Origin of the sequence: Pseudoalteromonas sp. CNAT2-18.1, assembly GCF_022347865.1 — a bacterium.
GTDB lineage: Bacteria > Pseudomonadota > Gammaproteobacteria > Enterobacterales > Alteromonadaceae > Pseudoalteromonas > Pseudoalteromonas ruthenica.
In genome coordinates, this window is record NZ_JAKRFR010000004.1 from 186,667 (window position 1) to 200,148 (window position 13,482).

At 48.6% G+C, this 13,482-nt stretch carries 11 protein-coding genes; 8 read left to right on the top strand and 3 right to left on the bottom strand.

All coding sequences use genetic code 11. The annotated features are described in order from the left end of the window. Positions 1-40 precede the first annotated feature (40 nt). Positions 41-6,067, top strand: coding sequence for a retention module-containing protein (locus MHM94_RS10145; RefSeq protein WP_235419874.1), 6,027 nt, complete (start codon positions 41-43; stop codon positions 6,065-6,067). 57 nt (positions 6,068-6,124) lie between these two features. Here the strand turns inward: MHM94_RS10145 and flgN are convergent, their stop codons facing one another. From flgN to flgA, 3 genes are all read right to left on the bottom strand, one after another. Further along, positions 6,125-6,553 carry a flagellar export chaperone FlgN gene (flgN, locus tag MHM94_RS10150; protein WP_022944063.1) on the bottom strand — a complete coding sequence of 143 codons (429 nt, stop codon included), beginning with the start codon at positions 6,551-6,553 and terminating at the stop codon, positions 6,125-6,127. Then, on the bottom strand, positions 6,546-6,866 hold the full coding sequence (flgM, locus tag MHM94_RS10155; protein ID WP_235419875.1) for a flagellar biosynthesis anti-sigma factor FlgM: 321 nt from the start codon (positions 6,864-6,866) through the stop codon (positions 6,546-6,548). The genes flgN and flgM overlap by 8 nt, the downstream gene beginning before the upstream one ends. Before the next feature lie 72 nt (positions 6,867-6,938). Further along, entirely contained in the window at positions 6,939-7,655 is a 717-nt protein-coding gene (gene flgA / locus MHM94_RS10160) for a flagellar basal body P-ring formation chaperone FlgA (RefSeq protein WP_235419876.1), read from the bottom strand. A gap of 167 nt (positions 7,656-7,822) precedes the next feature. On the opposite strand from flgA, the gene MHM94_RS10165 reads away from it, so the two are divergent. The 7 genes from MHM94_RS10165 (at position 7,823) to MHM94_RS10195 (ending at position 13,475) form a co-directional block, all read left to right on the top strand. Then, positions 7,823-8,755, top strand: coding sequence for a chemotaxis protein (locus MHM94_RS10165; protein ID WP_022944060.1), 933 nt, complete (start codon positions 7,823-7,825; stop codon positions 8,753-8,755). Positions 8,756-8,802: 47 nt separating this feature from the next. After that, complete coding sequence (locus MHM94_RS10170) at positions 8,803-9,636, top strand: protein-glutamate O-methyltransferase CheR (RefSeq protein ID WP_026110988.1); 834 nt, start codon at positions 8,803-8,805, stop codon at positions 9,634-9,636. A gap of 73 nt (positions 9,637-9,709) precedes the next feature. Next, on the top strand, positions 9,710-10,120 hold the full coding sequence (flgB, locus tag MHM94_RS10175; protein WP_045978574.1) for a flagellar basal body rod protein FlgB: 411 nt from the start codon (positions 9,710-9,712) through the stop codon (positions 10,118-10,120). Positions 10,121-10,122: 2 nt separating this feature from the next. After that, positions 10,123-10,545 (top strand): flagellar basal body rod protein FlgC, encoded by a 423-nt coding sequence (gene flgC, locus MHM94_RS10180; RefSeq protein WP_045978575.1) that lies wholly within the window; start codon positions 10,123-10,125, stop codon positions 10,543-10,545. A gap of 14 nt (positions 10,546-10,559) precedes the next feature. After that, positions 10,560-11,237, top strand: coding sequence for a flagellar hook assembly protein FlgD (locus MHM94_RS10185; RefSeq protein WP_022944056.1), 678 nt, complete (start codon positions 10,560-10,562; stop codon positions 11,235-11,237). 39 nt (positions 11,238-11,276) lie between these two features. Continuing rightward, the gene (gene flgE, locus MHM94_RS10190) at positions 11,277-12,602 is read left to right on the top strand and encodes a flagellar hook protein FlgE (RefSeq protein WP_022944055.1); all 1,326 of its coding nucleotides are present in this window, start codon (positions 11,277-11,279) and stop codon (positions 12,600-12,602) included. 129 nt (positions 12,603-12,731) lie between these two features. Continuing rightward, entirely contained in the window at positions 12,732-13,475 is a 744-nt protein-coding gene (locus MHM94_RS10195) for a flagellar basal body rod protein FlgF (RefSeq protein WP_022944054.1), read from the top strand. Positions 13,476-13,482: the final 7 nt, after the last annotated feature.

A 13,482-nucleotide genomic window follows, 5' to 3' on the forward strand; every position in this document is an offset into this window, starting at 1 on the left:
TACACTTAATTTGTCGGCCAAATTCAGTGAGGAAACCGCCATGGACCAGTTAATTGTAAAAGAGGTAGTAGGGGAAGTATTTGTACGTTTGCCCAATGGTGAGGTAAAGCTTGTTAGCGTTGGCGATAGTATCGTCCAAGGCGCGCGCATAATGACCCAAGCACAAAGCTCAGTGACACTCTCAGGCACTCACAGCGACTTTGAAATTCCTGCCAATCAGCATGTATCGCTAGGGGCAGACACGCTAGCTGAATTTGGTTTGAGCCTAGATGAGCATCAGGTCGCCCAGCAAAGTGTTGCCGAGGCACTCAATGGCCTTGATGCACAGCCGACCTCACCTTCTGCCACTAACGAAGACCCCAGTATTTCCTCTTTTTTGGATGCACTGCAAGGTGACGGTGACATTCTTGATGTCTTAGAAGCAACCGCTGCTGGTGCGGGTGGAGGCGCCGCTGGTGGAGGAGGGACTTCTTTTGTACAGCTCACACGTATCAGCGAAACGCTATCAGGTCAGCAACTGACCTTAAATGACGATTTTAGTGCTCAGAATCTAGGTGCGATAACGGTTGAGAACACCGGTGATGGGGTGTTGCCAGAGGGTGAAGCAGCGAGTGGTGAGAGCGGAGTTATTACGGTGACGCCTATAGGTTTGACTAATAACCCAGACATTCAAGTCAGTGGCACCAGTACAAATATGGCAGGGCAAACTGCGACTGTGACATTGATCACAGCTAATGGTGTTTCGGTTGAGCAGACAGTGGTTATTGATGATGGCGGTCAGTGGCAAGTGGTATTCTCTGATGAGGTAGCAGACGGAGCGTTCGAAGTGACTGTTACGGCCACCGATCCTCAGGGAAACACTGTGGTGGGAACAACGTCAGGGGAGCTGGACACCACAGCCCCCGTTATTGTTATCGCTACACCTATAGATGAAGATGACCCGACGCCAGCTATTTCGGGGAGCAGCGATTTAGATGCTGGATCAGCAGTGAATGTGCTCATTACAGATGCAGCAGGCGCTATCCAAACACTGGTCGCTACTGTGGGGGAGGACGGCACTTGGCAAGTGCAAGTGACGCAACCATTGGTGCAAGGGGAGTTCAGTGTTGTTGCTAGCAGCACTGATGAAGCAGGGAATATTGGCCAGGCGCAGGCACAGGGCAGCTTTAATGGTGATACTGGTCTAGAGAGTTTAACTATTGATATCGCTGCGATTGGCACCACAAACGACAGTACGCCGAGTCTAGCGGGCAGCACGGATGCCCCTGATGGCAGTGTGATCACTATCACTGTCGTTGACGCTTTGGGAAATGAGCAGAGTATAACCACGACAGCTGTTGCCGGTCAGTGGCAAATTGATGTGGCTCAGCCATTGGCCGAAGGCGAATTCTCAGTGACCGCATCTGTAGCGGCGGGTGGCTTAGAGGCCAGTGACTCAGAGTCTGGTTTATTGGACAGCCAAGCACCCAGTATAGTCATTGACTCTTTAGCAACCATCAGTGATAGCACCCCAATAATCAGTGGCAGCAGTGATGAAATCGGCGCTACCGTCAATATATTGGTTACTGATGCGGCGGGAGTTGCGCAAAGTTTAACGGCTGTCGTCCAGGCAGATGGTAGCTGGCAGGTGGAGGTGCCACAGGTGCTGGCTGAGGGAGAGTTTGAGGTACAGGCAAGTGTCACTGATGCGGCAGGTAATAGCGCCAGCGATACCGAGCAAGGAGTTATCGATGTCAGTGCGCCGGAGTTAACGATAGATTCTCCTGCGATTACCAATGACACAACCCCCATTATTACTGGCACCAGTAGTGAAGTTGGGGGCACCGTTATTGTGATTGTCTCTGATGCTGAGGGCAATCGACAAACATTAGAAGCGACAGTTCAGCAAGATGGTAGCTGGCAAGTACAAACTCAACAACCGCTGGGTGAGGGAATTTACCAAGTATACGCTAGTGTTGTTGATGCATCTGGTAATAATGCCAATGATACTGCTCAAGGCGAAGTGGATACTACAGCGCCGAGCCTAACCCTGACTCCCTTGGGAGTCACGAACGATCCCACCCCAGTGATTTCCGGAACAAGTGATGAGATAGGAGCAACGATAGCGGTCGAAGTGGTTGATGCGAATGGCACAACTCAGTCATTCACTGCTGTGGTGCAAAGCGACGGGAGTTGGCAAGTAGAGGTGCCGGCGGAGCTTGCTGAAGGGGGATACCAAGTTGAGGCCAGTGTGAGCGATGAAGCCGGAAACAGCACATCAGCAACGGCAAGTGGAACAATTGATACCAATGCTCCCGATTTGAGCATCGACCCGCTATCACCTACCAATGATGTAACACCAACGATTTCAGGTACCAGTAGTGCAATAGGTGCCGCAGTAAATTTGACTCTCACCGATGCAAATGGGCAGATACAAACCGTAACAGCGGTAGTGGCGGCAGATGGTAGTTGGCAAGTGTCTGTCCCGCAGGCGCTTGCTGAGGGGGTGTTTACCGTTTCAGCGAGTGTTACTGATGCCCAAGGAAATGAAGCGCAGGCAAATGCCCAAGGGCAAATAGATGTTACGGCTCCGACGCTCAGTATTGATCCGCTTGGAGCGCAAAGTGATACCACGCCTATTATTTCCGGTGTTAGTTCGCAAGTGGGCGCAAGCGTGGTTATCGAGGTCACCGATAGCGATGGTACGACGCAAACGTTAACAGCAGTGGTGCAAAGCGATGGTCGCTGGCAGGTAGAAGCCTCCCAGCCGTTAGCTGAAGGGGATTATACTGTACTTGCATCAGTGACTGATGAGGCAGGGAACAACACCCAAGCGTCAGCGCAGGGCAGTATTGATGCCAGCGCACCGGATTTGACCATCGACAACCCGGGTATAGGCAATGACACGACTCCAATCATTACTGGCAGTAGTTCTGAGGTTGGAGCAACGGTGGCTATCACTGTGGTCGATGCCAGTGGTAATACCCAGACGGTTCAGGCGACGGTGCAAGGTGACGGCACTTGGAGTGCGTCGCTCGCCGCGCCTTTAGCTGAAGGGCAATACACTATCACCGCCGAAGTCAGTGACAATGCCGGTAACCAAGCGAATGATCAAGTCCAAGGCGAAGTGGATATTACAGCACCCTCTGTGACAATTTCGCCCGTTGGCAGTGTGAATGATGAAACCCCTGTAATTAGTGGCAGTGCTGAAGGCAATGAGGGAGATGTTGTATCAATTACCGTAGTTGATGCCAGCGGAGATGGTCAGAGTTTTACGGCACTGTTAGCCGGTGATGGCAGTTGGACAGCAGAGGTGCCCACTGCACTTGCTGAGGGGGATTTTAATATTACCGCCAGCATTACTGATGCTGCAGGAAACGAGGGCACCGACAATGAATCTGGTACTGTTGATACTGCTGGCCCAGGGATCACGATTGATCCCGTAGGAGTGATAAGCGATGCCACTCCTGTTATTTCTGGTATATCGGCGGGCGCTGCGCCTGGAGCCGTGGTGTCAATAGTCGTGGTTGATGCCCTTGGCAATGTTCAGAACTTGAGCGCCACAGTCGGCGCAGACGGTACATGGAGCGCAAACGTTGGTGCAGCGCTGGCAGAAGGAGAGTTTACTATCACAGCCAGCGTTGACGATGGAGCTGGCAACACCTCAACGGATTCTGAGACAGGGGTTATCGATACTCTTGCTCCAAGTGTTGAGATTGACCCACTCGAGCTCACTAACGACAACACGCCCCTTATTTCTGGGGGCTCAAGCGAGGCGAACAGCCAATTAACACTTATCTTTACTGATTCTCAGGGGAACAGTCAAAGCGTAATCACTACCACTGATGCCAATGGGAATTGGCAGGTATCCGCTCCTTCAGCGTTAGCCGATGGTACTTATACCGTGGCCGCGACCATTGTTGATGATGCAGGCAATACGGGTACTGATTCTCAGAGTGCTGTAATTGATACCATTGGCCCTGAGTTGACCATAGTGCCATCGTTTCTGTTAGGTAATCTTGTTTCCTTGTCTGGTACTTCGGATTTGCCCGCAGGCAGTGAGGTCACCATCACAGAGCACCTCGTCGGAGGAGGGATTGGTGCAACGTACACAGCGATCACCGATGCGGATGGCAATTGGACTTTAGTTAATTTGACGGTGCCGCTTCTGACATTAGCCTATGTGACTGCGTCAGCCTCTGATGCCGCTGGTAATTCGACCACCATCAGTACACTCGATTTTGATAATGAACCGCCTGTCCTTAGCATTGATACCCTTGGCTTAACTAATGACAGCACGCCAGTTATCAGTGGCACAACGGATGTGGCTGATGGCACCGTGGTAGAGGTGATAGTGACCGATGCGTTCGGTGACCAGCAAACCCTGCAAGCGTCTACCTCAAATGGCAACTGGTCTGTGGCTGTGCCTACGGCGCTGGCTGAAGGTGGTTTTACTGTAGCAGCGGCAGTACGTGATGACGTTGGCAATCTAACCGAAGTGAGCGCAACCGGTGAGGTGGATACCACCGCCCCTAGCCTAAGCGTGAATGTGCCAGCAAATGGCAATGACAATACCCCGCTTATCTCAGGGACCAGTGATGAAATAGGTGCCACTGTCTCTGTCACAGTCACTGACGGCAATGGTGATAGCCAGAATATTTCTACCGTTGTAGCAGCCGATGGCACCTGGGCTGTGACGCCTTCAGCGTTATCTGACGGCACCTTCTCCGTGAGTGCAACGATAATGGATGATGCGGGCAATACCACCACAGTGTCTAACACCGGAAGTATTGATACTCAAGGAGTGAGTGTCACCCTTGATCCATTAGGATTAGGGAACGATGCCACACCGCTGCTGAGCGGTACATCAAGTGAAATAGGCAGGGAAGTGAGTATTAGTGTGCTGGATAACAACGGTGATACTTACACACTCAGTGCGACGGTAGACGGCAGTGGTAATTGGTCGGTGCCTGCCCCCAGCCTAGCTGAAGGAGATTACACCGTAACCGTCAGTGTTTCTGATGCTGCTGGCAATAGCAGCAGTGCAAGCGACACTGGCACCATAGATACCATTGCACCGACAGTAAGCATTGATCCAAGCAGCGTGGCACTAACTAATGACAACACCCCGCAAGTCAGTGGCTCCTCAAATGAAGCGAATGCTCAGGTGAGTGTGCAATTTGTGGATGATGCGGGCACTATCCACACGGTGACCACCAACACAGATAACAACGGTGATTGGTCTATTAGCGCCAGTGCAGTACTGGTCGATGGTCAATATACGGTGACCGCACGTGTTACCGACCAAGCGGGAAATACCGGCAGTGCTGTGGATAGCGGTATCATAGATACAACTCCCATTAGCTTTGAAGTCACTGATTTTGACCCCGGCATTTTGGGTTTAGTGCTACCGTCAGCGGAAGGCACAGCACCTGCAGGTACAGAGATCTACATTATTGGCTCTAGCCTGCTAGGTGTAGGGCTAGCTGGCATCGACCTTGATGTGTTAAGCACGTACCCCAGCACGACGACTGACGGTGATGGCAACTGGCAGTACACTCTATCTTTATTAGATGTTGATTTACTTAGCGGTGAAGATTATTACTTCGTGACTATTGATGATGCCGGCAACTACCTCGTAAAAGACACTGACAATCAAGAAGTGGAGCGCGGCTCAATTTATGACAATGCTACTGCGGATGAGACGTTGGAGGCCAGTGTGGCAAGCGAAGATGATTTGGCCTTCGAATCAGGTGAGCAAAGCCATTATGCCAGTGTTGAGACTCTGGATTATGAAGCTGTAAGCTTGAGCTTAAATGGTGAGCAGTTTACCGAGTTTAACCAAGTAAAAGAAATCACAGTCAATGCCGAGCAAGCTATCAGTGAATCGGGCTTGTTAGGCGCTGAGTCTATTTTGGATAATCCCGATGAGGCAGAAGAGGTATTAGCTCAATTTGATGATTTAGCCTCAGAGCAAACAATAACGAGTGAGGAGCATGGCTTTGGAGGAGCCTCGCAATATGCCACTGTTGGCGATGATGAAGTGATCAAAGCAATGCTGGATAGCTCGGGCAAAGGCGAACTGTAAGAGGTAAAAAAGGGAGCTTAGGCTCCCTTTTTCAAATCAATATTTAGCTTAGTAGGTTCAGGCTTTTAAATTCTTTACGATTTTATTTTCGCTGCGGTCAATCCCGCCGTCGGCAGCATAGGTTAATGAACTTGGTGCGCCGATAAGAATATCTTTGAGTTGTTTGACGGTGAGCTGAGCGTTGTGAGCAGCCTGAGCATTCACTTGATTTTGCTGTTTGCACTTTAGCAATAAAGTCTGTGCATGCTCTATCATCTCTTGGTGCGGCGCTAATACCTCTTGCTCTTGCGCTTTTAATAGCTGAGCAATATGCTGGTCTTGTTGCTGAATTTGAACAAGCGCCTGTTCTTTTTTAGGCGTTAATTCCTTCAGTTCATCACCACTGCGCCCGGCAATAGCGCTCAACTCATCTTCAAGTAGTTGTAGCAAGTCTTGTAAACTTGAGAGCTGTTGGCCGAGAGCCACACTAAGTGCCGAATCAGCCATACAAATCGAACTCAAACGCAGCGATGTTTTTAGCAAGCTTTTCGCTATCTACTTGATATTTGCCTTCACTGATAGCTTGCTTTAATTCGTCAACCTTTTGTTGATCGAACCCTGATGAGCGCTCAGCTTTTTCTTGCAAAGACTTCATTTGCTTTGCTTGTGGGGTAAGGCTTACTGAGTCTGCTGCAGCCTTCGTACTGGCTTTTGAATTTGCCTCATTACCTTGCGTTTGGTTGAGCTTTTGTTGCTCCACTTTATTTTGTGGTGTGTTGTACACCGAGCCTTGCTGGCCTTTGTTGACTTGATTCACCATCACTAATTACCTAAGCTATATTGACCTTTGCACTGTTTATCGGCCATTCTAGCCAATACTTTAGCATAAAATTTAAATATTAACCGCCACGGTTTCCACTGCCGTTACTTTGGCATTGATCAGCCGGCCAGACTTTACATTACGCACGCGAATATTATCACCGACACCGCCATCTTCTAGCGCTTCTCCAGATGTTTTTATAGTGAGTCCGTTAAAGCGGGCAATAATGCTCACATTATCGCCCTTACACACCATACACAACTGATTCATACTAATTGGCATTCCTCTGCGAATAACGCGTTTACTGCGGCTGCCGACAATAACTTCTGGCTGCTCTATGTAGCGAGCGCGAACAAAATGTTGCGGACGCTGCTCCGTCGTTAAATCATCAGCACTAATAATTTGCCCACGGGCAATGTGATCATTGGCGACCACGATAGTAGAGAGCTTACTGATGCGTACATGGACATACTGACTCCAAAGAGCAGGATTTGAACACTTAAGTTTTACTGTTACCTGCCGATTAAATGGCGGAGCGCTAGCCGTAGAGGCTTGCGGTGTTACTGCACACTCTCTGGGACCTATGCGCGCATCTAAGTCCATCGCTTGCACTTGCAGCTCTTGATCGGGCTGAATCTGCGCTTGCTCTGTGATGTATTGCTCAGCAAGCGTTTGCAAAGCGTGGCGATCATAGCGCTGTTGTTGGCCGTTGTTTGCCTCAGCCGTTGAGCTTATTAATACACCGGCTATTAACCATAAGCTTTGGAAAAGTTGAATTTTTTTGAACATACTCACCATGTTTCGACTATGCTTATTGGGTAAAACAGGGTATAACTACGAAGCGTCAAAAACTGGGCGTTCTAGCGTAGTTATACTAACGTATGAAGCTAAGAAGCAAAATGCGTTCCTATTTGGCGCGAGTGTGCGAAGTTGTAAATTAATGCTAGGAGAATCCGATGGCTGGCATTTTAGATTCTGTCAATCAACGAACCCAACTTGTGGGTCAAAACCGCCTTGAATTATTGCTGTTTAAACTAAAAGGACGCCAGCGGTTCGGGATCAACGTTTTTAAAGTTAGAGAAGTCCTTCAGTGTCCACCACTAACAAATATGCCGAAAACGAATTCTTATATTCGTGGGGTAGCGCATATTCGTGGACAAACCATTTCTATCATCGATTTGTCTATGGCTGTAGGCGGTCCGGCCATCACTGATATTGAAAATTGCTTTATTATTATCGCCGAATATAACCGCTCTGTGCAGGGGTTTTTGGTGGGTGGCGTTGAGCGTATCGTCAATATGAACTGGGAAAAGATTATGCCACCGCCGTCAGGTGCGGGGCGCTATTCTTACCTTACCGCAGTGACTGAGATTGATGACGAGCTCGTAGAAATCTTGGATGTTGAAAAAATTCTTGCAGAGATCAGCCCTGTTAATACCGAGGTCAGCGAGGGCATTGCCTCAGATGGCGAGATGCAGAAAGATCTCGGTGAGCGTATTGTGTTTATTGCCGATGACTCTGCCGTGGCGCGTAATCAAGTAAAACGGGCGCTGGAGCCTCTCGGGGTGCAAACTGAGCTGGCGAAAAACGGTAAAGAGGCCCTGCTGCGATTAAAAGAAATAGCGAAGCTCGACTGCAAAGATGATATCACTGAGCGAGTGGCGTTACTGATATCGGATGTGGAAATGCCAGAGATGGACGGCTATACCTTAACAGCAGAGGTCAAAGCGGATCCGAAGCTGGCACCATTGCATGTGATACTGCACACCTCTTTAAGTGGCGTATTTAACCATGCGATGATAGAAAAAGTTGGGGCGGATGATTTTATTGCCAAATTTAACCCCGACGAACTGGCTACAGCAGTTAAAAAGTGGGTGCATTGTGATTAATGCCGCCTTGTCTTGTAACCGCTTCAAGTGAGTTAGGTGAGAGTAATTTGGAAAATAAGCATTTAGAGCTCGGTGAATACAACCAGTTTCGTGCATTTTTAGAACAGCAGTGTGGCATTGTGCTGGGTGATAACAAACTTTACTTAGTTAAAAGTCGCTTGGCTCCGCTGATGGCTCGCTTTAGCGTTGAATCTTTGTCGCAGCTAGTTAGCAAGACGTTGAGTCCGCATGAGCGGCAACTTCGTGCCGCTGTTGTTGATGCCATGACCACCAATGAAACATTGTGGTTTCGCGACTCTTATCCGTTTGAATTATTGAAGACAAAGCTCTTACCTGAGTGCAAAGATTTACGTCGGCCGGTAAAAATTTGGTCGGCGGCCAGTTCTTCAGGGCAAGAGCCCTACTCAATAGCGATGTCAGTGGCCGAATATCAACAGTCTCGCCCAGGTCAACTGTCCTCGGGAGCGCAAATAATCGGTACGGATATCTCTAATACCATGCTCGATATTTGTAAAAATGCTGAGTATGACTCATTGGCATTGGCTCGGGGGCTCAGTGCTGAAAGACGCAAAAAGTTTTTTAGCGATAGCGGCAACGGTATGGCTAAAGTTAATGACAATGTAAAACGTATGGTGAGCTTTCGCCATTTGAATTTATTGGATTCATATGCGTTGCTGGGTAAGTTTGACATTATCTTTTGTCGCAACGTCCTTATTTATTTTTCTCCGGAAGTAAAAGCCAAGATCATTGGTCAATTCGCGCAAGCGCTTAACCCTAAGGGATATTTGTTTTTAGGAGCGAGTGAATCAATGACAGGCTTGAGTACCGAGTTCGATATGATCCGTTGTAATCCCGGTATCATCTACCAAAAAAAGTCCTAAATACATAGCCTTACAATCTATGGTCTAAAAATTGCTGTAGCCCCTCTAAGAGAGTCAAAAATTTGGAGAGGCTATGGCTATCAGTTTTGATAAAGCATTTGGTATTCATCCCCAAGCAATGCTCGTTCGCTCGCAAAGGGCTGAGCTATTGGCGTCGAATATTGCCAATGCAGACACCCCTGGCTATAAAGCGAAAGACATTGATTTTGCCAGCGCGTTAAAAGCGGCAAACAATCGGCAGTTAAGCGGCAATAGCTTAGCTCGCACCCATCCGGAACACCTCCAAGCAAGTACCCAAATGAGTATGGGTGAAGCAAAATTTCGTGTTCCAAATCAACCAGATACAGGCGATGGTAACTCTGTTGATGTACAGGTGGAACGGAACTTGTATACACAGAACGCTATAGAGTATCAGGCCAGCTTACGCTTTATGAACGGCAAGATTTCCGGTCTTAAGAAAGCCCTAGGTGGTCAAGGAGCATAATCATGAGTTTATTTAATGTTTTTGATGTTTCTGGTTCGGCCATGAGTGCGCAAAACGTGCGCTTAAATACCACGGCCAGCAACTTAGCAAACGCAAACTCGGTTAGCTCCTCAGTGGAGCAGACATATCGCGCTCGCCAACCTGTTTTCGCTGCTCAGCTGCAGCAAGCGGTAGGCAAACAGCAAGGTGAGTCTGTGGGAGTGAAAGTGCTGGGTGTAGTCGAGAGTGACAAACCGTTGCAAATTGAATACAACCCAGGTCACCCGATGGCGGATGAGAACGGCTATATCTATAAACCCAATGTCAATGTGGTTGAAGAAATGGCCAATATGATTTCGGCGTCACGCTCCTATCAAACGAATGTGCAAATAGCCGACTCTGCTAAGCAAATGCTAACGAGAACGTTGCAGCTTGGTAAGGGTTAAAGCGAGGATAGAGCATGAACAATAATGTGCAATCAGCAACGGGTCTAGGCTCCCTGTATTGGGATAACCAAAATAAGGCGCCGGAAGAAAAGAGTGATGAGCTCACCCAGGAAGATTTTTTCAGCTTGCTGACTCAGCAGTTGTCCTATCAGGATCCGAGCAAACCTGCGGATAATGACCAGATGATTGCGCAGATGACTAATTTCACCATGGCTGAGGGGATCTCAAAGCTCAATGAGAATTTTAACTCTTTGGCTGCGTCAATGACATCTAACTCGGCGCTGCAGGCGTCAACGCTAGTCGGGAAAAAGGCGTTGTTGGAGTCTGAAACTATCGAGTTGTATAGCGGTGAAGTGAGTAAAGGGACTGTTCTTGCTAAAGAGCCTGTTGATAATTTAAGCCTCACTATCAAAGACGATAAAGGTCAGGTGGTTGAGGTGGTTGATTTAGGCTCGCAACCTGCTGGTGCAATTCGCTTTGAATGGGACGGTCTCGACAAAGACGGCAATCCGTTTCCTCCTGGTGAGTACGACATTGTGGCAGAGGGCAGCATCAATGGTGAATACAGCTCTTTACCTATGGCGACATTCAAAAATATTGAAAGCGTTAATATCAACGGCGCGAATGGGATCATCGTGAACACCAAAGAGGGCGCAGTGAAGCTCGCTGAGGTGGCTGAGATTTCAGTGTAAAGCATTTGCCTGCGGGCAGTTATTACGAAGAGGTGAAACATGAGTTTCAATATCGCTTTAACAGGGTTGGCGGCAGCCCAAAAAGACTTAGATGTGACCGCAAACAACATTGCGAACGTCAATACCACAGGTTTTAAAGAATCCCGCGCAGAGTTTGCTGATGTGTATGCGGCATCAGTATTCAGTGGCGGTAAAACGAAGAACGGTGATGGTGTGCAAACCACCATGGTCGCGCAGCAGTTTCACCAAGGTTCTTTAAAGTTCACGTCAAATGCACTGGATTTAGCGATTACCGGTGAAGGTTATTTTGCTATGGCTGACGATTTAGCTTCGCAAGATTTTACCTATACGCGTGCTGGGGCGTTCAAGCTTAATGATGATAACTTCGTAGTCGATGCTAAAGGTAACTTACTGCAAGGTTTCCCAACGGATCCGGTAACCGGTGATACCACTTCGGTGAGCTTGAGTACGGCCAATCCGATTCAAATACCTGATTCATCAGGCTCTCCAAATGCGACAGATAATGTCTACAGTTCATTTAACTTGGATGCAGGTGCCACCGTTCCAACGGTAACGCCATTTAACCCAAATGACTCAGCCACCTATAATTCGTCAACATCAACAACAGTCTATGACTCTCTGGGTGAGCCCCACGTGTTGCAGTTTTTCTTTGTAAAAACGGCCTCTAACGAATGGGATGTGCGTGCTACCGTCGATGGCACTGAAGTTGATAACGCGGGTAACGCAGGTGCAGGCCCCATCACCCAGTTTACTTTTGATGCAGCGGGTTTACCATTGCAAACAGATGGTACGCCCAACACCGGCGCGACGTTTAACCCTATGACGCTATCGGGTGCTAACCTTAGCGCCAGTGGTATTTTGACCAACGGGGCCCAGTTTAATGATATTAACTTAAACTGGCGTGATGAAGCTGCGACGGGTAACAAACTCCCAACCCAATTCTCTAGCCGCTTCGAGGTGAAGGCGTTGGAACAAGATGGTTCGACCGTGGGCCGCTTATCTAATATTGAAATCGGTAGTGATGGTAAGTTAGTTGCCTCATATAGTAATGGCGACTCTACCTTCTTAGGTCAGGTAGCGATGGTTCGTTTCCCTAACTCTCAGGGCTTGCAGCAGGTAGGTAATACCAGCTGGAAAGAAAGCTTAGACTCTGGTGAGCCCATCGCCGGTGAGCCAGGAACCGGGACCTTGGGCACGATTAATTCCGAAGCGTTGGAGCAATCGAATACCAACCTTACTAATGAGCTAGTTGATTTAATCAGTGCACAACGAAACTTCCAGGCTAACTCTCGGGCGTTAGAGGTGAACTCAACGCTGCAACAGAATATCCTGCAGATCCGATAAGAAACATCCTACTAGGCCACCTTTTGGTGGCCTTTTTTCATCCCTCTAGTCTCTCCTTTTAAATAACTCCTTTTTCTTGGTATCAATCTTGCTTTAGTCAATATAACGACGATTTTAAGGAGCAAGCCAATGGACAAGATGCTGTACATTGCCACCTCAGGAGCTAAGCAAAGCCTACTGGGGATGGGGGTTAAAAGTAACAACCTTGCCAACGCTAACACCACAGGCTTTAAAGCCGATATCGCTCAGGCACGCTCGATGCAGGCCTTTGGTGAAGGGTTGCCGACACGCGTTTTTGCTCTACAAGAACGGGCAGGGACCAACACCACAGCCGGCGGTATTTCTGAAACCGGTCGCGATTTAGACATTGCTATGAGTGAGCACGGTTGGCTGACGGTATTAGATGATGCCGGCAACGAGGCCTATACCAAAGCCGGTTCATTGAAAATGACCCAAGAGGGGATGCTACTCGATAGAGATGGCCGTCAAGTTGTTGGCGAAGGGGGGCCTGTAATCCTGCCTGTTCCGATTGAGAAAATAAGTTTCAGCAAAGACGGCACCATTCAAGTTCGCCCTCAAGGCGCACCGGCCAACTTTCTTGAAGAAGTGGACAGATTGCAAATCGTTGAGGCCACAGGGCATCAGGTGGAAAAGGGCAACGACGGTCTGTTTCGGCCCGTGAATGGCCAACAACTTGATGTTTCTGAAAATGTCTCAATCATGTCAGGGGCTCTCGAGATGTCGAATGTCAATCCTGTGCATGAAATGGTCGATATGATCAGCCATCAACGTCAGTTTGAATTACAAGTCAAGCTAATGAAAACCGCCGAAGAGAATGACCAGCGTGCTGAGTCACTGCTACGGATTATGTAACATTAGC

Bases quoted from the DNA above. Each gene is read 5' to 3' on its own strand.
- MHM94_RS10145 (WP_235419874.1), top strand. From the start codon at position 41: ATGGACCAGTTAATTGTAAAAGAGGTAGTAGGGGAAGTATTTGTACGT.
- flgN (WP_022944063.1), bottom strand. From the start codon at position 6,553: ATGGCTGATTCGGCACTTAGTGTGGCTCTCGGCCAACAGCTCTCAAGT.
- flgM (WP_235419875.1), bottom strand. From the start codon at position 6,866: ATGGTGAATCAAGTCAACAAAGGCCAGCAAGGCTCGGTGTACAACACA.
- flgA (WP_235419876.1), bottom strand. From the start codon at position 7,655: ATGTTCAAAAAAATTCAACTTTTCCAAAGCTTATGGTTAATAGCCGGT.
- MHM94_RS10165 (WP_022944060.1), top strand. From the start codon at position 7,823: ATGGCTGGCATTTTAGATTCTGTCAATCAACGAACCCAACTTGTGGGT.
- flgB (WP_045978574.1), top strand. From the start codon at position 9,710: ATGGCTATCAGTTTTGATAAAGCATTTGGTATTCATCCCCAAGCAATG.
- flgC (WP_045978575.1), top strand. From the start codon at position 10,123: ATGAGTTTATTTAATGTTTTTGATGTTTCTGGTTCGGCCATGAGTGCG.
- MHM94_RS10185 (WP_022944056.1), top strand. From the start codon at position 10,560: ATGAACAATAATGTGCAATCAGCAACGGGTCTAGGCTCCCTGTATTGG.
- flgE (WP_022944055.1), top strand. From the start codon at position 11,277: ATGAGTTTCAATATCGCTTTAACAGGGTTGGCGGCAGCCCAAAAAGAC.
- MHM94_RS10195 (WP_022944054.1), top strand. From the start codon at position 12,732: ATGGACAAGATGCTGTACATTGCCACCTCAGGAGCTAAGCAAAGCCTA.